Annotated in this window: 25 protein-coding genes; 20 read left to right on the top strand and 5 right to left on the bottom strand. The window is 39.8% G+C overall.

Features of this window, described 5'->3' with window-relative positions:
* Nucleotides 1–44 precede the first annotated feature (44 nt).
* The gene (locus H5087_RS18930) at nucleotides 45–1121 is read left to right on the top strand and encodes a hemolysin family protein (protein ID WP_002957910.1); all 1077 of its coding nucleotides are present in this window, start codon (nucleotides 45–47) and stop codon (nucleotides 1119–1121) included.
* 32 nt (nucleotides 1122–1153) lie between these two features.
* Here H5087_RS18930 and H5087_RS18925 read toward each other — a convergent pair whose 3' ends face one another.
* A complete protein-coding gene (locus tag H5087_RS18925) occupies nucleotides 1154–2365 on the bottom strand; it encodes an EAL domain-containing protein (RefSeq protein ID WP_182673037.1) in 1212 nt (403 codons plus the stop codon).
* A gap of 166 nt (nucleotides 2366–2531) precedes the next feature.
* Here H5087_RS18925 and H5087_RS18920 point away from each other — a divergent pair, with 166 nt between their 5' ends.
* From H5087_RS18920 to H5087_RS18905, 5 genes are all read left to right on the top strand, one after another.
* Nucleotides 2532–3548, top strand: a complete 1017-nt coding sequence (locus H5087_RS18920; protein ID WP_182673036.1) for a metalloprotease — start codon at nucleotides 2532–2534, stop codon at nucleotides 3546–3548.
* 131 nt (nucleotides 3549–3679) lie between these two features.
* Nucleotides 3680–4921: an HlyD family efflux transporter periplasmic adaptor subunit gene (locus tag H5087_RS18915; protein ID WP_182673035.1), complete on the top strand. Its 1242-nt coding sequence runs from the start codon at nucleotides 3680–3682 to the stop codon at nucleotides 4919–4921.
* A gap of 231 nt (nucleotides 4922–5152) precedes the next feature.
* On the top strand, nucleotides 5153–5350 hold the full coding sequence (locus tag H5087_RS18910) for a hypothetical protein (protein ID WP_182673034.1): 198 nt from the start codon (nucleotides 5153–5155) through the stop codon (nucleotides 5348–5350).
* Between the two features lie 64 nt (nucleotides 5351–5414).
* A complete protein-coding gene (locus H5087_RS20265) occupies nucleotides 5415–5540 on the top strand; it encodes a hypothetical protein (RefSeq protein ID WP_259397798.1) in 126 nt (41 codons plus the stop codon).
* 280 nt (nucleotides 5541–5820) lie between these two features.
* Complete coding sequence (locus H5087_RS18905; RefSeq protein ID WP_182673033.1) at nucleotides 5821–7956, top strand: peptidase domain-containing ABC transporter; 2136 nt, start codon at nucleotides 5821–5823, stop codon at nucleotides 7954–7956.
* 48 nt (nucleotides 7957–8004) lie between these two features.
* Here H5087_RS18905 and H5087_RS18900 read toward each other — a convergent pair whose 3' ends face one another.
* Nucleotides 8005–9315, bottom strand: a complete 1311-nt coding sequence (locus tag H5087_RS18900; protein WP_182673032.1) for a short-chain fatty acid transporter — start codon at nucleotides 9313–9315, stop codon at nucleotides 8005–8007.
* Nucleotides 9316–9484: 169 nt separating this feature from the next.
* On the opposite strand from H5087_RS18900, the gene H5087_RS18895 reads away from it, so the two are divergent.
* Together H5087_RS18895 and H5087_RS18890 are read left to right on the top strand one after the other, a co-directional pair.
* Nucleotides 9485–10552 carry a potassium channel family protein gene (locus H5087_RS18895; protein WP_182673031.1) on the top strand — a complete coding sequence of 356 codons (1068 nt, stop codon included), beginning with the start codon at nucleotides 9485–9487 and terminating at the stop codon, nucleotides 10550–10552.
* Nucleotides 10552–10749 carry a PLDc N-terminal domain-containing protein gene (locus H5087_RS18890; RefSeq protein WP_182673030.1) on the top strand — a complete coding sequence of 66 codons (198 nt, stop codon included), beginning with the start codon at nucleotides 10552–10554 and terminating at the stop codon, nucleotides 10747–10749. Before H5087_RS18895 ends, H5087_RS18890 begins: the two co-directional genes overlap by 1 nt.
* 36 nt (nucleotides 10750–10785) lie before the next feature.
* Here H5087_RS18890 and H5087_RS18885 read toward each other — a convergent pair whose 3' ends face one another.
* Both H5087_RS18885 and H5087_RS18880 read right to left on the bottom strand, forming a co-directional pair.
* Complete coding sequence (locus tag H5087_RS18885; protein ID WP_182673029.1) at nucleotides 10786–11820, bottom strand: cytosolic protein; 1035 nt, start codon at nucleotides 11818–11820, stop codon at nucleotides 10786–10788.
* 69 nt (nucleotides 11821–11889) lie between these two features.
* The gene (locus H5087_RS18880) at nucleotides 11890–12348 is read right to left on the bottom strand and encodes an EVE domain-containing protein (protein ID WP_182673028.1); all 459 of its coding nucleotides are present in this window, start codon (nucleotides 12346–12348) and stop codon (nucleotides 11890–11892) included.
* A gap of 77 nt (nucleotides 12349–12425) precedes the next feature.
* Between H5087_RS18880 and tesB the strand changes: the two genes are divergently transcribed.
* Nucleotides 12426–13283: an acyl-CoA thioesterase II gene (tesB, locus tag H5087_RS18875; protein ID WP_182673027.1), complete on the top strand. Its 858-nt coding sequence runs from the start codon at nucleotides 12426–12428 to the stop codon at nucleotides 13281–13283.
* Between the two features lie 20 nt (nucleotides 13284–13303).
* Here tesB and plsB read toward each other — a convergent pair whose 3' ends face one another.
* On the bottom strand, nucleotides 13304–15742 hold the full coding sequence (gene plsB / locus H5087_RS18870; RefSeq protein ID WP_182673026.1) for a glycerol-3-phosphate 1-O-acyltransferase PlsB: 2439 nt from the start codon (nucleotides 15740–15742) through the stop codon (nucleotides 13304–13306).
* Nucleotides 15743–16159: 417 nt separating this feature from the next.
* Between plsB and rpsJ the strand changes: the two genes are divergently transcribed.
* The 11 genes from rpsJ to rpsQ are packed head-to-tail and all read left to right on the top strand — an operon-like array spanning nucleotide 16160 to nucleotide 21123.
* Complete coding sequence (gene rpsJ / locus H5087_RS18865; RefSeq protein WP_002957900.1) at nucleotides 16160–16471, top strand: 30S ribosomal protein S10; 312 nt, start codon at nucleotides 16160–16162, stop codon at nucleotides 16469–16471.
* Between the two features lie 27 nt (nucleotides 16472–16498).
* Nucleotides 16499–17134, top strand: coding sequence for a 50S ribosomal protein L3 (gene rplC / locus H5087_RS18860; protein ID WP_002957898.1), 636 nt, complete (start codon nucleotides 16499–16501; stop codon nucleotides 17132–17134).
* A gap of 17 nt (nucleotides 17135–17151) precedes the next feature.
* Nucleotides 17152–17757: a 50S ribosomal protein L4 gene (rplD, locus tag H5087_RS18855; RefSeq protein ID WP_002957897.1), complete on the top strand. Its 606-nt coding sequence runs from the start codon at nucleotides 17152–17154 to the stop codon at nucleotides 17755–17757.
* On the top strand, nucleotides 17754–18056 hold the full coding sequence (rplW, locus tag H5087_RS18850) for a 50S ribosomal protein L23 (RefSeq protein ID WP_002957896.1): 303 nt from the start codon (nucleotides 17754–17756) through the stop codon (nucleotides 18054–18056). The genes rplD and rplW overlap by 4 nt, the downstream gene beginning before the upstream one ends.
* Nucleotides 18057–18071: 15 nt before the next feature.
* Nucleotides 18072–18896, top strand: a complete 825-nt coding sequence (gene rplB, locus H5087_RS18845; protein ID WP_002957895.1) for a 50S ribosomal protein L2 — start codon at nucleotides 18072–18074, stop codon at nucleotides 18894–18896.
* Between the two features lie 15 nt (nucleotides 18897–18911).
* A complete protein-coding gene (gene rpsS / locus H5087_RS18840) occupies nucleotides 18912–19190 on the top strand; it encodes a 30S ribosomal protein S19 (protein ID WP_004588689.1) in 279 nt (92 codons plus the stop codon).
* A 13-nt stretch (nucleotides 19191–19203) separates the two neighbouring features.
* Entirely contained in the window at nucleotides 19204–19536 is a 333-nt protein-coding gene (gene rplV, locus H5087_RS18835) for a 50S ribosomal protein L22 (RefSeq protein WP_002957892.1), read from the top strand.
* An 11-nt stretch (nucleotides 19537–19547) separates the two neighbouring features.
* A complete protein-coding gene (gene rpsC / locus H5087_RS18830; protein ID WP_002957891.1) occupies nucleotides 19548–20249 on the top strand; it encodes a 30S ribosomal protein S3 in 702 nt (233 codons plus the stop codon).
* A 12-nt stretch (nucleotides 20250–20261) separates the two neighbouring features.
* A complete protein-coding gene (rplP, locus tag H5087_RS18825) occupies nucleotides 20262–20675 on the top strand; it encodes a 50S ribosomal protein L16 (protein WP_002957890.1) in 414 nt (137 codons plus the stop codon).
* Nucleotides 20675–20866 carry a 50S ribosomal protein L29 gene (gene rpmC, locus H5087_RS18820; protein ID WP_002957889.1) on the top strand — a complete coding sequence of 64 codons (192 nt, stop codon included), beginning with the start codon at nucleotides 20675–20677 and terminating at the stop codon, nucleotides 20864–20866. Before rplP ends, rpmC begins: the two co-directional genes overlap by 1 nt.
* Nucleotides 20866–21123 carry a 30S ribosomal protein S17 gene (gene rpsQ / locus H5087_RS18815; RefSeq protein ID WP_002957888.1) on the top strand — a complete coding sequence of 86 codons (258 nt, stop codon included), beginning with the start codon at nucleotides 20866–20868 and terminating at the stop codon, nucleotides 21121–21123. Before rpmC ends, rpsQ begins: the two co-directional genes overlap by 1 nt.
* The last annotated feature ends 136 nt before the right edge of the window (nucleotides 21124–21259 follow it).

The following is a 21259-nucleotide window of genomic DNA, read 5'->3' as shown; positions in this document are numbered from 1 at the left end:
ATGTATTGTTACCATGCTCACATATCCAATATAGAGGAGAGAAAGTGACTTTACTGATAGTTTATATGGTAGTGGCGATTGTTATTTCGTTTTTATGTTCTGTGATGGAGGCTGTGTTATTAAGTATTTCGCCCAGCTATGTTGCATCACTTAGAAAAAAACACCCTGAGCTTGCTAAACAGCTCGAAAAGCTTAAAAACAATATAGATCAGCCTTTAGCTGCTATTTTAACTTTAAATACAGTTGCCCATACTGCAGGTGCAGCGGGAGTTGGCGCACAAGCGGCTGTCGTTTTTTCCGATGCGGCTGTAGGTATTGCATCAGCCATTATGACATTTCTCGTATTAATTCTTTCTGAAATTATACCTAAAACCTTGGGGGCTAATTACTGGCGAGCTTTAACCCCAAGTGTTACCTACGCTTTGCGGTTTTTAGTTATATCGCTAAAGCCTTTTGTGTGGTTTGCTCAAAAGCTAACAAATTTAATGGGTCCAAAGCACGATGAGGCTTACTATATTCGTCAAGAGATAGAGGCAATGGCAGATATAGGCACGGAGTCGGGAGCATTACATCAAGATGAATCTGATATTATCCGTAATTTGTTGCATTTTAAGCATGCAAAATTATGTGATTTAATGACGCCGCGAACTGTTATTTTCAAAATCCATAAAGATTTAACAGTTAATCAGTATTTAAATGAACATGGATCGTCATCGTTTTCTAGAGTGTTGGTATTTGATAAAGATGCCGATGATATCGTTGGATTTGTGCATAAAAACGATATTATGCTGGCATTTCACCGCTTAGGCACCGATTACAAAATTAGCAAATTGATTAAGCCTATTTATACCGTACCAACTTCTCAGAACGTATCGTCGTTACTGCAAACACTTTTAACAAAGCGCACTCATATATGCTTAGTTGTTGATGAGTACGGTGACGTGCAGGGTATTGTAACGTTAGAGGATATGATTGAAGCTTTAATGGGGCTAGAGATTGTAGATGAGCGTGACCAATCTACTAATATGCGCGCAGTAGCAAGGCAGCGTTGGCACAAACGCTTAGCAAGTAGTGCACATATAGTTAGTGAAGAAGATAAACACACTCGGGGTGATAATTAGCTAACAGGCCCCGAGTAAATATTAGTTCCGCTTTAAGCGGGGCTGCCATCAGTTTTTAGCCAATCTTTAGCCCAAGATATAAATTCGTCTTGTGGTTTAGGGCGACTAAATAAAAAACCTTGTATGGCTAGGTTTCTTCTATAGTGCCTTAAATAATCGAGCTCTTCTGGGCGTTCAACGCCTTCTGCCACTAAATCTAAATGATCTTTATTCGTAATATTAAATAACGAACTTACAACCACTTGAGAAAATAAATCTGTTTCTATATGGCTAATGAGTGAACGGTCTATTTTTATTTCAGTAAAAGGAAGGTTTCGAAGCTGGTTCATATTAGTAAAGCCAACGCCAAAGTCGTCTAGCGATATACCAAAACCGTGCATTCTTAATCTATTTAGTGTTTCTAATTGCATGAGGCTTGAGAGTGCATGTTGTTCTGTTATTTCTATAATTATATTACTAGGCGTGAGTTGGTTTAATTCTAAAATAAGTAGTAATTTATTAGGGCAGTTTAGGTCATCGAGCTGGGTGGGCGATAAGTTAAAGGCCATTTTAAAATCATGACCTAGTTGTGCTGTCATATTTTTGAATTCGCTGGTGGCCTTTTCAAAAAGAGAAAATGTAATTTGATTAATTAAGTTGTGTTGTTCGGCAGTATTTATAAAACGGCAAGGTAAAATAATATTGTCGTCTTTACTTGATAAAATACGCGCTAACACTTCAACGCTTTCAATTTTATTGTTATCAGCGTTTATTTTTGGTTGGTAAAAAGGCGTTATTTCATCGTTTTTTAATGCATCAATAAGCTCATCTTTTGAAATGGCTGGCTCTTTTAATAAAGTGTGGCTGTTTAATTGCGCCACTTTAATAAGTAACCTACTAACCTGAGACAGTTGAACTGGCTTTGGAATATTACCTATGAGGTGAGCGTTATGTTGTTTCGCGAGATTGGCAGCTAAGCTAATAACTTTATGGTCCATTTCAGAAACAATTATTATACCGCCTTGATAATGTAGCTCTCCTAAGTGGCGGATTAATTCCATGCCGTCCATTTCGGGCATATTGAGATCAGTAAAAATAGCATCAAAGTAGTTGATATCCTTTTTAACTTTTTCAAGCGCTTCTTTTGCATTTAGGCACGTAGTTATAGTGTTGGATATACCCAATTCGTTAAGTATAGCTTCCATAACGATCAAAATTGCTTTTGAATCGTCAACAACTAAAATATTAGGCACTATCTTCTTCACTGTTATCCCTTTCAATGTATCGCTTGGAGTTACTATAAAAGTAGTAGTGTTTTTTTATTTTGTCAGTATCAAATGCTTTTATTTTGAAAATAGTTACCTAGCACCTTCCCTCGTGTTTTTAAGCTGATTAGGTATACTAGCGCCATTGTTTTAAACGGTCTTAATTATGATAAGAATAGATCTTACTTTAGCCGAGCAACCATTTTCGCTTATGATGTCTGGGCAAAAAATTGTGCAGGTATTTCATGCGCAACAAGCCATTACCTTTGATAACCCTCGTGAAAACTACTATCAGTTTACTTACGACAGCAAAAAAATAGGCATCGATACAGGGGCAGTCGAAGAGCAAAGCATTTCGCTTTTTGTAGATGATCAATTTGCAACACAACTAGCGCTACCAGCACCTACAAATGGCTCACCTAAAAAAGGCTTTTTAGGGCTAGCTGCATTAGGTTTTAAGCTTTTTAAAAGCGCTAAGGTAATTAAGGTAGTGCTTGCAGGGGCTTCTGTTGCAGGCTATGCGTGGTTATTTAGTATTGAATTTGCACTAATGCTAATTGGTTGCTTAGTGGTACACGAATACGGCCATGTGCGAGCAATGAAATACTTTGGCATAAAAACCAAAGGTATTTACTTAATCCCGTTTGTTGGTGGGCTTGCTGTAAGTGACGATAAAATAACGACTCGTTGGCAAGATGTCGTTATATCATTAATGGGGCCTGCATTTGGTTTAATTACCTCGGTGTTGGGTGTCGTTTTATATTACGCCACCGAGATGGAAATATTTGCAGGTGTGGCGGTTCTTAGTGCGTTATTAAATTTATTTAACTTATTACCAATTTTGCCGCTTGATGGCGGGCATGTATTAAAAAGTATTAGCTTTTCAATGCGTTCATGGATTGGCCTAAGTGTATGTTTACTCGGTGTACTGTTTGGTTTATGGCTGAGCTACACATTTGGCTTAATGTTACTGGTATTCTTTTTGTTTGTAGGTTCGCTGGAAATTGTATTTGAATGGCGAGGCCGACATTACTCGCATTTAATGCCACTAGATAAATATGGCCAAGGTTTTTCAGCAGTTATGTATGCAATTGTAGTAGCTGGGCATGTAGCTGTAATGATGCACTTTGCCGATTCAGAAAATCCAATATTGAGCCTGCCGATGACTATTTTATCGAGCTAGTATTTTTATTTTTCCAACAACATAAGTTAGTTTTTTGCATTAATATTTTATTTTTTAACTTTCTATGTTGATTTATTGTTAATTGAATTCTAGTGTAATATAAATTAGAACAATCTTAGCGAATCAACTGGATGTTATTTAGAAAGGAAGCTGTCGCTCAGCAAAGTGAGCGTTTAACTGGCGTGATTACGCTAGCACAACCATTATCAATAAAGCTTACCGTATTTGTTTTGGTATGTATTGCGATTGTAGTTATAAGCTTCTTATTTACAGCAGAATATTCCCGCAAGGAAACAGTACGGGGGTTTTTAATACCCAATAAAGGGATAATCCAAAGCTTTGCTAGTCAAGGTGGTATGATTGAGCAGCTATTTGTACGAGAGGGTGATGCCGTTACTAAAGGTCAGCCGTTGGCGACCATTATTGTGCAGCAAAATAACAGCCAAGGCATAGCCTTGAGTACCCAGCTTGTTGAGCAGCTAAGTATGCAAATACAGTTGCTTAATGACGAAATAACACAAAGCCATACCCTACAAAAGCAAGAATCACTTAACTTGCAAGCGCAAAAACATGCACTTACTAATGAGCAAGTTGCATTACAAAGTCAACTTGCTCTGGCTGATGAAAAACTCGCACTACTTAACCGCCAACAAAGCAACCTAAATCAACTTAATAAAAATGGCTTTTTATCAAACATCGAGCGAGAGCAACAGCAGCAAGCCCTGTTAGATGCTAAGCAAGAAAAACAAAACCTAGCACGCTTGCTGATGCAGCAAGAAAACCAATTAAGCCAACTTAGTTTTAATATTGCCAACGTACCACAACAATATATGTTGCGTATAAATAGCCTTAAACGCCAACAAGCGGATATTAAAAACCAGCTCACACAAATTAAAAGTAACTATCAATATACCATAACAGCCAGTAACAGCGGTGTTGTTACTGGCATTCAAGTGGTTGAAGGCGAAACACTTACCCAAGCCAAACCACTGTTGCATATTATTCCCGAAGGATCAGAGCTAGTAGCAGAGTTACTGCTACCAACACGTTCAGCAGGCTTTATACAGCTAGGTAACGATACGCGCCTGCGTTTTGATGCTTTCCCTTACCAACGCTTTGGTTTTATTAACAGTAAAATTAGCCGTATCGACAAGGCGCTCATTACTCCAAATGAAATACGCCTGCCTATTACCCTGCAAGAGCCAGTGTACCGTTTGCGAGCGACACTCAGCCAGCAGCAAATGCAGGCTTATGGTAAAGCATTTGAGCTAAAAAGCGGCATGCTGTTTGAAGCAGATATTATGCTAGAGCAGCGCACACTGATTGAATGGTTACTTGAGCCACTGTACAGCCTTAAAGGGCGAGTGAGTTAATCGCGAGGTGTGGGATGTAGGTCGGAATTTATTCCGATAAGAAATAAAAATTCATCTGTTTAATTTGTTGTAATCAGCAATATTAAGCAGAGAATAGCGTGGCTGACTTTAGTCAAACTTTAGCGAGTAGCTAAAGCCAGCCTATTAACCGCTCACCTTAATTGTAAGGTAGAGCATATTAACAACCCGACGACTTAACTAAAAAGTGTCGGATTTATGGAGTATAACATTATGCGCGAATTAAACGTAAATGAAATTCAAGAAGTGAATGGTGGAGTTGATCAAAGCACAGCAGTGGGTGGCAACCTAGGTATTATTGCAATAGGCGTCGGAGTTTTAGCAGCAGGAGCAACTGCTCCTGTATGGTTTGGGATAGGTATGATTGCCGTTAGTGTATCTCTGACTGCCTCATACATCATGGAAAATTAGTCAATAATAGAGGGCATGTAAGCTCATGCTCTCTAATTTTATAGAATAAAATGGAGCGAACAGTATGAATCATAGATGGAAAAACACTAAAGGTGATTGGGTAAATAAAGTAGGTACTAGTAATAGCTTTTTTGTGTCAGGTTTTTTTATAGGGTTATCTGCGGGTATATTTGTAGGAATGCTAATCTAATGTTTTCAGAAGTAAGGCAGAAATGAAATCAATCGCATTAATAACATTTGTTTTGAGTGTGTTTTTCATTTTCATCAAAAATTCAAGTGATAACTATCTGATATTTATATTTACTTGTATATTCTTAGCATTAGAAAAGCAGATTGAAAAGAATAAAAGTATTAGTACTATTGTTTTTATTATCTTATGTGTGTTTTTAGCTAATTTAATGTATCAAATAGTGAAGTTGTTTCCATTATAGATTAGCTGCTCAATTCGTGATTTAACTTAGGATAGTGTTTTGGATTTAAACTTTAGCCTGAAAAATAGCATACCCCTCATTCTCCAATCCGAAATAGCTGAATGCGGCCTTGCTTCTATGGCTATGGTGGCGTGTTATCACGGCCATCAGTTGAATATGCCTGCCATGCGCAAGCGCTTTTCGGCTAATTTAAAGGGGATGAACTTACAACAGCTGATTGAGTTGGGTGATAACTTGGGGCTCGCCAGTCGTGCATTACAATGCCCGCTTGATGAAGTTCATAAACTGCAAACGCCGTGTATATTGCATTGGGATATGAATCATTTTGTGGTATTGACCAAAGTCTCTGGTAAAGGATCTTCAGGTAAGTTTGCAATTAATGACCCTGCTGTGGGTAAACGCAGTTTAAATAGTGATGAATTCAGTAAGCACTTTACCGGTATTTGTTTAGAGCTCACGCCAACGAGTAAGTTTGAAGCTAAACAAGAAAAAGCGCAGATGAAGTTTACCCAACTTTGGAGCACCATGAAGGGCTTAAAGGCGGGATTACTAAAACTGATAGCATTATCACTTGTATTACAGTTGTTTGCCTTGATGACCCCTTATTATATGCAGTGGGTGGTGGATGAAGTACTCATTAGTTTTGATGAATCGTTATTAACGGTGCTTGCTATGGGTTTTGCGCTGATTGCTATTATTTCGGTGGTGACTAATGCGGTACGAAGTTGGCTAATTTTACGTCTTTCCAGCCTTTTGAATATGCAAATGGGTGTGAACTTACTCCGGCACTTATTGCGGCTACCGATGAATTATTTTGAGTCGCGCCATGTCGGCGATATTGTGTCGCGCTTTGGCTCATTAGCGCAAATACGTGAGCGTATTACCACGGGGTTTGTAGAAACACTGGTCGATGGCGTGATGGCTATTACCGTATTGATTATGATGCTAATTTATTCGCTAAAGCTCACTGCAATAGTTGTAGGTGCAATTGTGCTTTACACCTTAGTACGTTTAGCGCTGTATCGTCCACTACATCAAGCCACCGAAGAAATGATTCAATCATCTGCCAAAGAGCAATCGAACTTTTTAGAAAATATTCGGGGTATGCAAACTATAAAATTGTTTGGTAATGAATCGCAGCGCCAAGGTATTTGGCAAAACCGTTATGCTGAAGTCATTAATAGTGAAATCCGTTTAGGGCGTTTAAACATTAGTTTTGATTCATTTAATAAACTGTTATTTGGCCTTGAAAATGTATTGGTGATTTACTTTGCTGCATTGCTAGTTATGAGCAATAGCTTGTCTGTTGGTATGGTACTGGCGTTTATTGCTTATAAAAACCAGTTAACCAGCCGCTTTGCCAACTTAATTGAGCAAATTATTCAATTCAAAATGATGCGCTTACACTTAGACCGTATTGCAGATATAGCACTCACGAAACAAGAAGCTAATCGTGACGGTGAAATGGCATATACAGGTGATGACGAAGTTAAAGCAAAAGGTCAGCTTACCCTTGAGAATATTTGCTTTAGTTACAGTGAAGAGCAAGCGCCTATTTTAAATAATGTTAATTTAACGCTGAATACCGGTGACTCGATTGCGATTACAGGGCCATCTGGCGCGGGTAAAACTACGCTAATGAAAATTATGCTGGGGTTATTACAGCCGACCTCGGGTAAAGTGCTGCTGGATGGTAAAGATATCACCCAGCTTGGCCTTAAAAACTATCGCAAACAAATAGCTGCAGTAATGCAGGATGACACATTGTTAGCTGGCTCAATCACTGATAACATCAGCTTTTTTGACCCACAGCCCAATTACTTAAAAATAGAGCAATGTGCCCGACATGCGGCTATTCATGATGATATTACTAAAATGACTATGGGTTATAACTCATTAGTAGGTGATATGGGATCAAACTTATCGGGCGGGCAGGTACAGCGGCTATTATTAGCGCGAGCGTTGTATCAATCGCCCTGCTTGTTGTTTATGGATGAAGCGACTAGTCATTTAGACAAAGGCAACGAAGCCAAAATAAGTGAACAAATTCAGCACTTACCCATCACACGGATTATGATTGCTCATCGCCAAGAAACTATTAATATGGCTGGCAAAGTCTATCATTTAAATGCAGGTGAATTAGTGGACTTAGGTCAGCAAGGTGAGAGTGCTTAAAGCAATGAAGGCGTGCGTATATTGCACGCCTTTGCACAATGCTTGCAGTTAATAAAAGCTCAATACCAGCGATATAAAAACCCCTGTTACAAATAGCTGCACTACACAAAAACCCATAATATCTTTTGCTTTTAGGCCCGCTATAGCCAATACGGGTAATGCCCAAAAAGGTTGAATTAGGTTAGTCCACGCATCACCCCATGCAACAGCCATTGCAACGCGAGATATATCGGCACCTAGCTCTTGTGCTGCGGGTATAACAATAGACGCTTGTACTGCCCATTGGCCGCCGCCAGGGGGTACAAACATATTAACGAGTCCTGCACTTATAAAACTAAAAAATGGCAAGCTATCAGCATCTGCAACGGCAATAAAGCCACGTGATATCTGTTGTGCTAATCCGCTATCAACCATTACCGCCATAATGCCAGCATAAAAAGGAAATTGAATAACAATGCCAGCCCCGCTTGGAATTGCTTGTTGCAGACTGTTAAGTAAATTATGGGGTGTTTGATGCAGCGTAATAGCTAAAAACAAAAATACGGCAATAACGCTATTAAGGTTTAAGTTTCCGCCAGTAATAAAGAAGTAATAGCCTAAATATGCCAAACCTAATAAGCCAATTGTCATACCGAGTAGTTTACTTTGTTCCAAATGTTGGGCAGGTCTGGTTATTGTTGTGGGCTTAGGTGTTGTCTCTTGTAAAAGAGCTGGGTCGATATATACGCTTTCTTGCTCGCTTGGCAGCATATAGCGATTAACGAGCGGCATAATAATGAATAAACCAACTAATATGGCTATATTAAAGCCCGCAAATAAAGTGTGCTCTGTACTAATAATACCAATGCTGGCCTCTGAAAAGTGACCATCGGTTGCGATAGTTAAAGGAATCGAACCCGCTAATCCGCCATGCCATACAACAAAACCTGAGTAAGCGCTGGCTACTAATAATCGATAATCAACACGAGTATGTTTAGCAATTGCTTTGGCAAAAAGGGCACCAATAACTAAGCCAAATCCCCAATTTATCCAGCTCGCTAAAAGCGAAATAAGCGTTACCAATATAATTGCTTTGGGGGCGGTGCTTGAAAATGTTGCTAGTTTTTCTAATAACTTACTTATAGGTGGCGTACTTGCCAACATATAGCCTGTAATTAACACTAGTAGCATTTGCATAGCAAAACTTAATAAGTTCCAAAACCCACCTCCCCACGCTTGTAATACTTCAATATTAGTTGCGGTTGTAAATAAGCTCGCACTGACAAGGGTAATTATTGTAAGTAAAATTACAAATATAAAAGGGTCGGGAAGATAACGCTCTACAATTTTAGTAAAAGGGCGGGCTATTTTATTAAGCATAAGCACAACTGTTTTGGTTATTATTTTAACGCTAATTAATCATGAAAAATCACCATTGGCAAACAGCATTTAGTCTAATATTTGCGGTTAAAAGCTTAAACATTGCTTAAAAGCATCGCTTACAGTAACGTACTGTTTATAGATAATTTACTAACGAAGACTTTGTATTATGCCGGTGATATTTAAAAGGCTAGCGTTACTTGTTCGCGCTCATATAGATCAGTTGAGTTGGCAAGCAGTGGCATTAGCTATTTTGACTCATATGCTATTAACATGGAGCTTACTATTTATAGCGAATGAGAAAGCGTTAACCTCGCTTACTACCTTTTTTTACTATTACACAGTAACAACATCAACAGTGGGATATGGTGACTTTAGTCCAACTACTGATCTTGGTCGTTGGGTGGTTGCATTAATACAAATTCCATTTGGTTTAGCTTTATTTGGTGTTTTGCTAGGAAAAGCAGGACAAACTGTTACTTACTTAATTAGGCGCGCTATGACTGGTGATAAAAACTTTGCCCACAGTAACCACCATATTATTATTTTTGGTTGGCACGACACTCGTACAAAAAAGATGATTGATTACATTTTGGCAGATACGAAACGTACTGACCGTCGTATTTTACTCGCGGTAACAGAGCAAATGGATCATCCTTTTTTAGCTAACGAAAGCGTTGATTTTGCACGTTTAACGAGTTTTACTAATTTAGCTGAACTAGAGCGGGTAGCTATTCGTAGTGCTGATAAAGTGATTATTGATGGTCAAGATGACGATCAGACATTTACAACAGCCCTGCGCATTAGTCGCTTAGTAAAAGATGATTGCCATATAAGCGCTCACTTTTTAGATGAAACCAAAGTTGAGATGATGTTAGAGCATTGCCAAAATGTAGAGTGTAGTAGTGCAAAATCAGCTGAGATACTCGTACGCTCAATGCAAGATCCAGGTTCGAGCCGTGTGCAAGAGGAGCTGCTATCTACTTTGCACGGCGATACACAATTTAGTTTGAAAATACCAAGCGGCTGCAAAGATATGGTGTTTGGTACTTTGTTTCATCATTTTAAGCTTGAGCATGATGCAATACTGTTAGGTGTTGCCCATAATTTAAGTGCGCAAAATATGGATTTAAATCCACCATTAGATTACAAAGTAAGTGAAGGCGATATTTTGCACTATATATCGGTAGATCGAGTATTAAGTAGTGAAGTAGACTGGCCGAGCCTAGAAAAGTAATGAATGAAGTTGTATTTTTAATTGTTGTTTTAAGTGCTTATATATTACCTGTCGTTATTGTACTCAACAGTAAGCGTACACAGGGTCATGAAAAGAATGGCTGGCTAATGGGAATTATTGTATTTTCTTGGTTAGGTTTAATGATGTACTTTACCATTGTGCCCAAGTATGGGCACAAAAAGAAAAAGGTTAAATAGAGTAGTTGGCCTTTACAGCTGCTTTTATTGGCGTAACTACTCTTCTAGTTGCTTAATTTTATGCTCAATTAAAGGATCGTCAGGTACAAGTTGTTGAGCAACTTCTAATAACTGAATGGCATCATTAGGATGCTCATCTTGATGCTTAAGGGCAACATCTATTAATGGCTGAATATCAATTTTTGCCTGATGTTCCTGTACGTGAACTTCTTTTTCATCAATCAAAATATTATGAGCTTTGCTTAATAGTGTTTGACGGTGAGCTGAGTTTACATTCGCTTTATTAAGGCTTTTGTAATAATCCTCTTTAAAGCGTAAGGTTTTAGTTTGCAGACGAAATTGCGCAATATCAATTTGCTGATGCTGGATAAAATCGACGGCTACTTGCTTATAAAATCCAAACTTATTCAAATATGTGGCATGCGTGCCATGTCCCATACCAAATACTCGTAAGTGAGTTAACTGCTTATAGCGCTTAGCGTGCATTCGGTCTATACGATTAGTAGGATCGTAAATAATATAGCCTTGGGCATCTCCTAAATCTAGATCGTGATAATCTTGCTGCCAGTCAAACTGCTGAGCTATATCGGTACTAGGGCGGTCATCCCACGGTACTAATTCTTTATTTTTAGTACTTACCGGATGGAAGAACAACACCTGATTTAGCTTTAATAGTTTAGCAAAAGCGCCAACAGCAAATCCGCCACGACTTAAACCATAGCCAAGTCGACAATTAAACGGCGTAAGTAATGTTGATAATTGCTCGAGAAAAAAGATTAAATTACGATTACGAAACCAATTACTTTTACCTAAATGCTGAAAAGCGATTACGTTTACGTTTTGTTTTTGAGCTAAGTGATAACCCCATGGTGCAAAATCAGGGTGAAGATCTTGCTCTTGCACGTTAGTGCCAGCAGGGGAAAAGGTAAAAAGCAGAGGTTTATTAACGTCAACAAAATCATACTTAACAAATACATCGCCGAGTAAATCACTACCCGTCATGGGTAATCGAGTTTGTTGCTCATTGCGCGGGAGAGTTAACCATTCATCTAACCAATACAGTAATTTCATTAATCCTCCAGCTATAAGTCAATATAGATCATATCAAACTCAATGAAATTAGGTCAAACCGATAGGGTATTACTGCGTCATTTTGATTATTTCATCCCAGTCATTTTTAGTAACAGGCATTATTGATAGTCGTCCGCCCTTTTTAAGTGCGATTTCAGTAATATTGTCATTGGCTTTAATATCTTTAAGGCTAATTAATTTTTTTAAATGGCTTTGATAAGTAACCTCAACAACAACCCAACGTGGTTTGTCGCTGGTGGCTTTTGCATCGTAATAGTCGCTGCTTAAATCAAATTGAGTGGGGTCTGGGTAGGCTTCTTTGGTAACCTCGGCAATGCCGGCTACGCCCACGTGTTTGCAGCTTGAATGATAAATCATGACTGAATCACTGACTTTGACGCCGTCACGCATAAAATTTCGTGCTTGGTAATTACGCACGCCTTCCCAAAGAGTCGTTTGTTTTGGTGCGTTTTTTAAGTCATCTAATGAAAACGCATCGGGTTCAGTTTTAAATAGCCAGTAAGCCATAACAGTATTCCTAACAAATATTTACTTCCCACTATTGTATAGTATCATTTGCATACTAGGGTAATGAGGAAGAAATAATGAGCCAAGTATTAGATGATTTATTGTCGTTGTTAACACTTGAAGAAATTGAGCAAGGTTTATATCGAGGACAAAGCCAAGATTTAGGCTTTGGTGCTGTATTTGGTGGTCAAGTAATGGGGCAGGCGCTTTCTGCTGCCAAAGAAACTCTGCCTGAAGGGCGAATAGTTCATTCATTACATTCTTACTTTTTACGCCCAGGCGATCCGGCTAAACCCATTGTTTATGACGTTGAAACTATTCGTGATGGTAAGAGCTTTAGTACGCGCCGAGTCAAAGCAATTCAGTACGGTAAACCTATTTTTTATATGACCGCGTCATTTCATGGTGAAGAAAATGGGTTATCGCATCAAGCGACAATGCCTGATGTTCCCGCACCTGAAGAATTACGTTCATCGCTTGAGTTTTACCAAGATAACGCTTCGCATATCCCAGAGGTTATCCGTAATAAGTTTACCCGTGAAATGCCAATTGAAATGCGACCGGTTACTTTTCATAACCCGTTTAAACCAGAAGTTATAGAGCCGGTAAAGCATATTTGGTTTAAAGCTAATGGTGAAATGCCGGACGATCAGCGTATCCATAATTACTTATTAGCGTATGCGTCTGATTTTGAGTTTTTACCAACTGCATTACAACCTCATGGTGTATCGTTTATGCAGCCAAATATGCAAGTAGCTACGATTGATCATGCAATGTGGTTTCATCGTCCATTTAGAATGGATGATTGGATTTTGTATTCAATTGATAGTCCAAGTGCGAGTAATGGGTGTGGTTTGGTACGGGGGCAGTTTTTTGACCGCCAAGGCAACTTGGTTGCCTCAACAATGCAAGAAGGGGTTATGCGTCAACGCTAACCCCTTCTGTAAATGCATTGCTAGTTACACTGATCTTGAACTATATCGCTGATTGACTGCCAGACGCGTGCTGGCAGTAATGTTTTAAGGTGTGCGTAGGTTTCACATAGTTGTGTGCTACCTACTAAGCCCTTATCACCCTCTGTTATTAACGACTCGCCACGTAAGTTTTCGATAAAACTAACAAGTACTTTTTTGTCAAAAAACTCAGGTGTTTTTATGCCGTGCAGTGTACCTAAACGTTGTGCGAGTACTTGGCTTTCTCTTTCAAGCTCGGCTTTTTCAATGCCATCACTTGTTTGAATAAAACCAATCACAATAGCGTAACGTTGTAGGGTAAAGCTAAGTGCTCGTCCAAGCATTTCAAGCTTAGCTAAGCAGTCGTTACTGTTCGTTATATGAATGTTATCGCCATCAAACTCAATTAAATTTTGATCGGCAAAATTAGCTAAAATTCGTGTTATGTAGTTTTCATCAAGAGGTTGTAAATACCATTCTTTAGCAAATAGCGGATAAAATGTTTTTACAAGTTGTTGGCATTGAGCAATCGTAGTGCTGTGTTGTTTAAATAGATGTAGTGCAATTAAGCTTGGTACTGCAAACAAGTGCAAAATATTGTTTCGGTAGTAATTAAACAGTACTTTTTCTTTATCGCTAATCGTAATAATTTCGCCAAACTCATCACTGATAACTTCAAACTTATTAAGCTTTAATGCATGCGTTAGTAATTGCTCTGGAGTTTCGTCTGGTGTAGTTACTTTGTTACTGTAGCTTGCATCACGCTGTAAGCGCAGATAAAAATCAAGCTGAGCTAATAGCTTTGGTTTACTCAATGCTTGTTTATCGTTAACCAGCAATATCATCGCTAGTAAGTTAACCGCATTAAGCGCCGCTGCATTATTAATTTTAACCATTACTTGGTCGGCAAGTTTAGTTACTTGTGGTGCTAACCATTGTGGCTTTTGCACGTCAGTTGGGTGTATTGAATCACGCCAATCAGGTTGGTTATCGTTTAAGTATTGGTTAATAGAGATTGGATCGCCAAAGTTTAAGTTACCACGACCGTAGTTTTTAAGGTTTTTGATTGCCTTAAAAATACCAAATATAGATTCGCCTTTTTTATCTTTACCATCTAGCTCTTTAAGGTAGGTGTTAATTTCCATGACGTGCTCGTAGCCAATGTACACAGGAACAATAGATATTGGTCTGTCTATTCCGCGTAGCATTGCTTGTAATGTCATAGATAGCATGCCTGTTTTAGGCGGCAGTAAGCGTCCAGTTCGGCTTCGACCGCCCTCCGTGTAAAACTTAACAGAGTAACCTTTGATAAACAGTTGGCTTAAATACTCTTTGAATATGGCAGAATAAAGTTTATTACCTGCAAACGAGCGACGAATAAAAAACGCACCAGAGCGTCTAAATATGCCTCCGGCAGGGAAAAAGTTAAGATTTATACCTGCAGCTATATGCGGAGGTACTAAACCTAAATGATAAATAGAGTAAGTAAGCAGTAAGTAATCCATATGGCTGCGATGACAAGGCATATAAATTATTTCATGGCCTTTATCTGTTAGTTCATGAATTTGTTCGGCGTGTTTAATATCAATACCATTATAAAGCTTATTCCATAACCAAGTTAAAAACCTTTCGGCCACACGTATCATTGCTTCAGAGTAATTAGCGGCTATTTCATCAAGTAGCTTAAGTGCATTTTGACGAGCTTCTGTTTGGCTAATTTTTTTAGCGTTAGCTTCATCTTGAATTGCTTTTTTTATAGTAGGTGACGCTAATAATGAATTAAACAATTGCTCACGAGATGGCATTTTAGGGCCTGTAGCAGCTAGCTTTTGGCGCTTAAAGTGAACACGCGCTACGCGTAATAATTTATGAGGTAACTCACTTACGTCGGCTTTTTCATTGACTAAAAGTGATAAGTCGAGTGGTTGGCTAAAGCGAATAAAGTTATCGCGCCCTGAAAATAACACCACAAAAAACTTTCTAAACCAGCTTGGAGTAAGAGAGTGTGTAATTAAAGTACGTAGTCCTGGCTTTTCTTTACCTGGATCGCGCCCCCATAAAATAGTAACAGGCACCACTTGTACGTTTTGCTGACCGCTTTTTATTAAGTACTCAATAATTTGCTTGCCTTGGGCTAAAGCATTGGTTGGTTTTGCTTCATCACCAAATAACGGTGGAGGATTTTTAATACCAATAAAACGGTCTAAATTTTGAGTCCCTAGCACTTGCTCTTCTGTTGGGCTAGGTAGGCCATTCTTTTTACAAACATGTGCCAGCGCGGCTAAATCAAAACGTGAATTTAAACGCACTATGTAAAATGTAGGGTACTCAGGGTTTAGATCATACTGTTTAATAGGATTTTCTGGCAGCACTTTGCTTTTCACAAATAAGCGACTAAATCCAGCAGACATAACATTTAAACAATAATTAAAAATACGCATCGACTCACCATATTGAGAGTATTAAGGGCAAAATTAGCGCAACAGGATACCATAATATCTAAAAATCCCTTAGTTTGCGCAATTAAGATGTTTAGTTGTTTGTTGACTAGCATCAAAAGCATTAGTTCAAGTATAGCTATTGAACATGTATGGACGCATATTTAATCAAATTAGTATTCATTACATTGTTTCTAAATAGTTGTTGCATTTATCACCAATACCTCTATAATACGCAGGCTTTCAAAATTCCTCTGGGAATTAGAAAGGATAAATTAAGCTTGGATTTCAAGCTAATAAACAGGAGTTCCGATTTGGAACTCAACGTAGATATAATCAAACAGCCGACATCTTAAGTTTTAAGATTGTTTCGGTCGTTTTTTTATGCTCTTTTATATGCTCTTTATATTGAGGTTAAGAATGTCAAATCAACGCATTCGTATTCGCCTAAAAGCTTTTGACCACCGTTTGATTGACCAATCAACGGCAGAAATCGTGGAAACTGCGAAACGCACTGGCGCACAAGTACGTGGTCCAATCCCACTACCTACACGCTTTGAACGTTTTACTGTACTAACTTCACCGCACGTTAATAAAGATGCGCGTGATCAGTACGAGATCCGCACCCATAAACGTCTGATAGACATCGTAGAACCAACTGACAAGACTGTAGACGCGCTTATGCGTTTAGATCTTGCTGCTGGTGTTGATGTTCAAATCAGCCTGGGTTAATCGAAAGATTAGAGAGGTTTTAGGAAAATGGCATTAGGTCTAGTCGGTCGTAAAGTGGGTATGACACGAATCTTCACTGAAGATGGTGTATCTATCCCTGTGACAGTTATTGAAGCGACACCTAACCGCATTGCTCAGATCAAATCTGACGCAACAGACGGTTATAACGCGCTTCAAGTAACCGCAGGCACTAAAAAAGCAAGTCGTGTAAACAAAGCTAAAGCGGGTCATTTCGCTAAAGCTGGTGTTGAAGCGGGTCGCGGTCTGTGGGAATTCCGCCTTAACGGTGGTGAAGGCGATTTTGAAGTAGGCGCTGAGCTTACTGTTGAATTATTCAACGAAATCAACAAGGTTGACGTAACCGGTACTTCTAAAGGTAAAGGTTTCCAAGGTGGTGTTAAGCGCTGGAATTTCAGCATGCAAGACGCGACACATGGTAACTCTCTATCTCACCGTGCTCCTGGTTCAATCGGTCAAAACCAATCACCTGGTAAGGTGTTTAAAGGTAAGAAAATGGCCGGTCATATGGGTGCTGAGCGTGTAACGACTCAAAACTTAGAACTAGTTCGCGTTGACGCTGAGCGTAATTTGCTTTTAGTTAAGGGTGCAGTACCTGGAGCTATTGGCGGTGACGTTATCGTTAAACCAGCTGTTAAAGCATAAGTCCTGGAGATTTAGTGATGGAATTAGCAATTAAAGACGCTTCTGGCGGTCTTGAAGTTTCTGAAGCTACTTTTGGACGTGAGTTTAACGAAGCATTAGTACACCAAGTAGTTGTTGCATACGCAGCAGGTGCTCGTCAAGGTACTCGTGCTCAGAAGACACGTTCTGAAGTAAGCGGTGGTGGTAAAAAACCATGGGCTCAAAAAGGTACTGGCCGTGCACGTGCCGGTACAATCCGTAGCCCAATTTGGCGTTCAGGTGGCGTTAGCTTTGCAGCTAAACCACAAGACCACAGCCAAAAAGTAAACCGTAAAATGTACCGTGGTGCGATTAAAAGCATCTTATCTGAATTAGTTCGTCAAGAGCGTTTAATCGTTGTTGAAAGTTTTGCTCTAGCAGCACCAAAAACTAAAGAACTAGTTGCTAAGCTTAAAGAACTTGAGCTTAAAGATGTTCTTATCGTGACTGAAGAAGTAGATGAAAATCTTTTCTTATCGGCACGTAACCTTTATAAGGTTGACACACGTGATGTAGCTGGTATCGATCCTGTAAGCTTAATTGCTTTCGATAAGGTACTTATTACAGCCGCTGCTGTTAAGCAACTTGAGGAGGCGCTAGCATGATTCGCGAAGAACGTCTTTTAAAAGTGATCCTTGCTCCACATATCTCTGAAAAAAGCACAATTGCTGCTGAAGAAAACAATACTATTGTTTTTAAAGTAGTAAATGACGCAACTAAAGCTGAAATTAAAGTAGCAGTTGAGAAGCTTTTTGAAGTAGAAGTAACGGGTGTTCGCACACTTAACGTTAAGGGTAAAACAAAACGTACTGGCGCACGTTTCGGTCGTCGTAGCGACTGGAAAAAAGCTTACGTTACTCTTAAAGAAGGCAGCGAGCTAGACTTTGTCGGCGGCGCCGAGTAATAAGGGGATAGAATTATGGCACTTCAAAAGTGTAAGCCTACTTCTGCGGGCCGTCGTCACCTAGTTAAAGTGGTTAACTCTGATCTACATAAGGGTAAGCCATACGCACCACTTTTAGAGAAAAACTCTAAATCAGGTGGTCGTAATAACAATGGTCGTATTACGGTTCGTCATATCGGTGGTGGTCATAAACAACATTACCGTTTAATCGATTTTAAACGTACTAAAGATGGCATTCCAGCCACTGTTGAACGTTTAGAATACGATCCAAATCGTAGCGCAAACATCGCTCTTGTATTATATGCAGACGGTGAGCGTCGTTACATTATCGCACCAAAAGGCTTAAAAGCTGGCGATGCAATCCAGTCTGGTGTTGATGCACCAATCAAACCTGGTAATGCATTACCAATGCGTAATATGCCTGTAGGTTCGACTGTTCACAACGTAGAATTAAAACCAGGTAAAGGTGCTCAAATCGCACGTTCTGCTGGTGCATACGTTCAAATCCTTGCTCGTGATGGTCAGTATGTAACATTACGTCTTCGTTCAGGCGAAGTTCGTAAAGTTGAATCTGATTGTCGTGCGACTCTAGGTGAAGTAGGCAATGCTGAGCATATGCTTCGTTCACTTGGTAAAGCAGGTGCAAATCGCTGGCGTGGTATTCGTCCGACAGTTCGTGGTGTTGCCATGAACCCGGTAGATCACCCACACGGTGGTGGTGAAGGTCGTACATCTGGTGGTCGTCATCCTGTGTCTCCATGGGGTAAACCGACTAAAGGTGCGAAGACGCGTAAGAACAAGCGTACGGATAAATTTATAGTACGTCGTCGTACTAAGTAATATTGAGGAATAGCCATGCCACGCTCTCTCAAGAAGGGTCCTTTTATAGACCTACACTTGCTGAAGAAGGTAGAGAAAGCTTTGGAAAGCGGTGAGAAAAAGCCAATTAAAACTTGGAGCCGTCGTTCAATGATCATACCTAACATGATCGGATTGACCATTGCTGTCCATAATGGTCGCCAGCACGTACCAGTTTTCGTTTCTGACGAAATGATCGGTCACAAACTAGGTGAATTTGCACCAACTCGCACTTACCGTGGCCATGCTGCGGATAAGAAAGCGAAGAAACGATAAGAGGGGAAGATAAATGCAAGCATTAGCTAAACATAAATTCGCCTCTGGTTCGGCGCAAAAAGCACGTCTAGTTGCAGATCAGATCCGCGGGTTACCTGTAGATCGCGCACTAGAAATCCTGGCGTACAGCCCTAAGAAAGCGGCTGTATTAGTTAAGAAAGTACTTGAGTCTGCTATTGCTAACGCAGAGCATAACGAAGGTGCTGACATTGATGAGCTTCGTATAACAACGATCTTTGTGGACGATGGTCCTACAATGAAACGTATTATGCCTCGTGCTAAAGGACGCGCAGATCGCATCCTTAAGCGTACAAGCCATATCACTGTTATGGTTTCAGATAGCTAGGAGTATAAGTAATGGGACAAAAAGTTCATCCTACTGGTATTCGCCTAGGTATATCTAAACCTTGGGTTTCTACCTGGTACGCGAGTTCAAAAGATTTCTCTGCACAGCTTTTTGGCGATCACAAAGTTCGTACATTCCTTACTAAGGAATTAAAAACGGCTTCTGTGTCTAAAATCGTTATTGAGCGTCCAGCAAAATCAATCCGAGTAACAATTCACACGGCTCGTCCGGGTGTTGTTATCGGTAAAAAAGGCGAAGACGTAGAAAAATTACGTCAAGCGGTAACTAAAATCGCTGGTGTACCTGCTCAGATTAATATCTCTGAAGTACGTAAACCAGAACTAGATGCACAACTAGTAGCAGACGGCATTGCCTCTCAACTAGAACGTCGTGTTATGTTCCGTCGCGCTATGAAGCGTTCGGTACAAAATGCAATGCGCATCGGTTCTAAAGGGATTAAAGTTGAAGTTAGCGGTCGTCTTGGCGGCGCTGAAATCGCACGTTCAGAATGGTATCGTGAAGGTCGTGTACCTCTACATACTCTTCGTGCTGATATCGATTACGCAACTTCTGAAGCCTTAACCACTTATGGTATCATTGGTGTTAAAGTTTGGATCTTCAAAGGCGAAGTTATTGGTGGTTTACCACTAGTACAAGAGCAAGAGAAGCCAGCTAAACGCGCACCAAAGAAAGCCAAGAAAAGTGCTAAGTAGAGGTAGCGAGTAATGTTACAGCCAAAACGTACAAAATTCCGTAAAATGCACAAAGGCCGCAACCGCGGTTTAGCGCAAAACGGTAACAAAGTAAGCTTCGGTACTTTCGGATTGAAAGCAACTGGCCGTGGCCGTATGACTGCTCGTCAAATCGAAGCAGCTCGTCGTGCTATGACGCGTCACGTGAAACGTCAAGGTAAAATCTGGATTCGTGTCTTCCCTGACAAACCGATTACAGAAAAACCTCTTGAAGTTCGTATGGGTAAAGGTAAAGGTTCTGTTGAATATTGGGTTGCTGAAATTCAGCCTGGTAAAGTACTTTACGAAATGGAAGGTGTTTCAGAAGAGCTTGCTCGTGAAGCGTTTGACCTTGCTGCTCGTAAACTGCCATTCAAAACAACTTTCGTAACTCGGACGGTAATGTGATGAAAGCTAGCGAACTAAAAGATAAAAGCGTAGAAGAGCTTAATGCTGAACTTCTAGGACTACTTCGTGAGCAATTTAATATGCGCATGCAAGCTAGCACTGGTCAGTTAGCTCAGACACACACGCTAAGAACAGTACGCCGCGATATCGCGCGTGTAAAAACAGTTATTAACCAGAAGGCAGGTCAATAATGAGCGATAAAATTCGTACTCTTCAAGGCCGTGTAATCAGCGACAAGATGGAAAAATCTTTCACTATCGCTATCGCACGTTATGTGAAGCACCCAATCTATGGGAAATTCATTAAACGTACGACTAAGTTACACGTACATGACGAAAATAACACAGCAAAAGCGGGTGACGTAGTTACTATCCGTGAATGCGCACCAATTTCTAAGAATAAATCTTGGACTTTAGTAGACGTTATTTCTAGTCCAAAACAAGCTTAATTTTTAATTAAGTGTCCCGTCCTAAAATACGTTGACGGTTTTAAATGAAGGCCAGTAGCTTTTGCTCCTGGTCTTTTTTATGCACTTGGTTTGGTGTTTTCATTCCTAAACTTAAATGCGGCCTCAATTCATTGTA

Origin of the sequence: Pseudoalteromonas sp. SR43-7, from assembly GCF_014163785.1 — a bacterium.
GTDB lineage: Bacteria > Pseudomonadota > Gammaproteobacteria > Enterobacterales > Alteromonadaceae > Pseudoalteromonas > Pseudoalteromonas distincta.
This window is presented reverse-complemented; position numbering and strand designations above follow the sequence as displayed.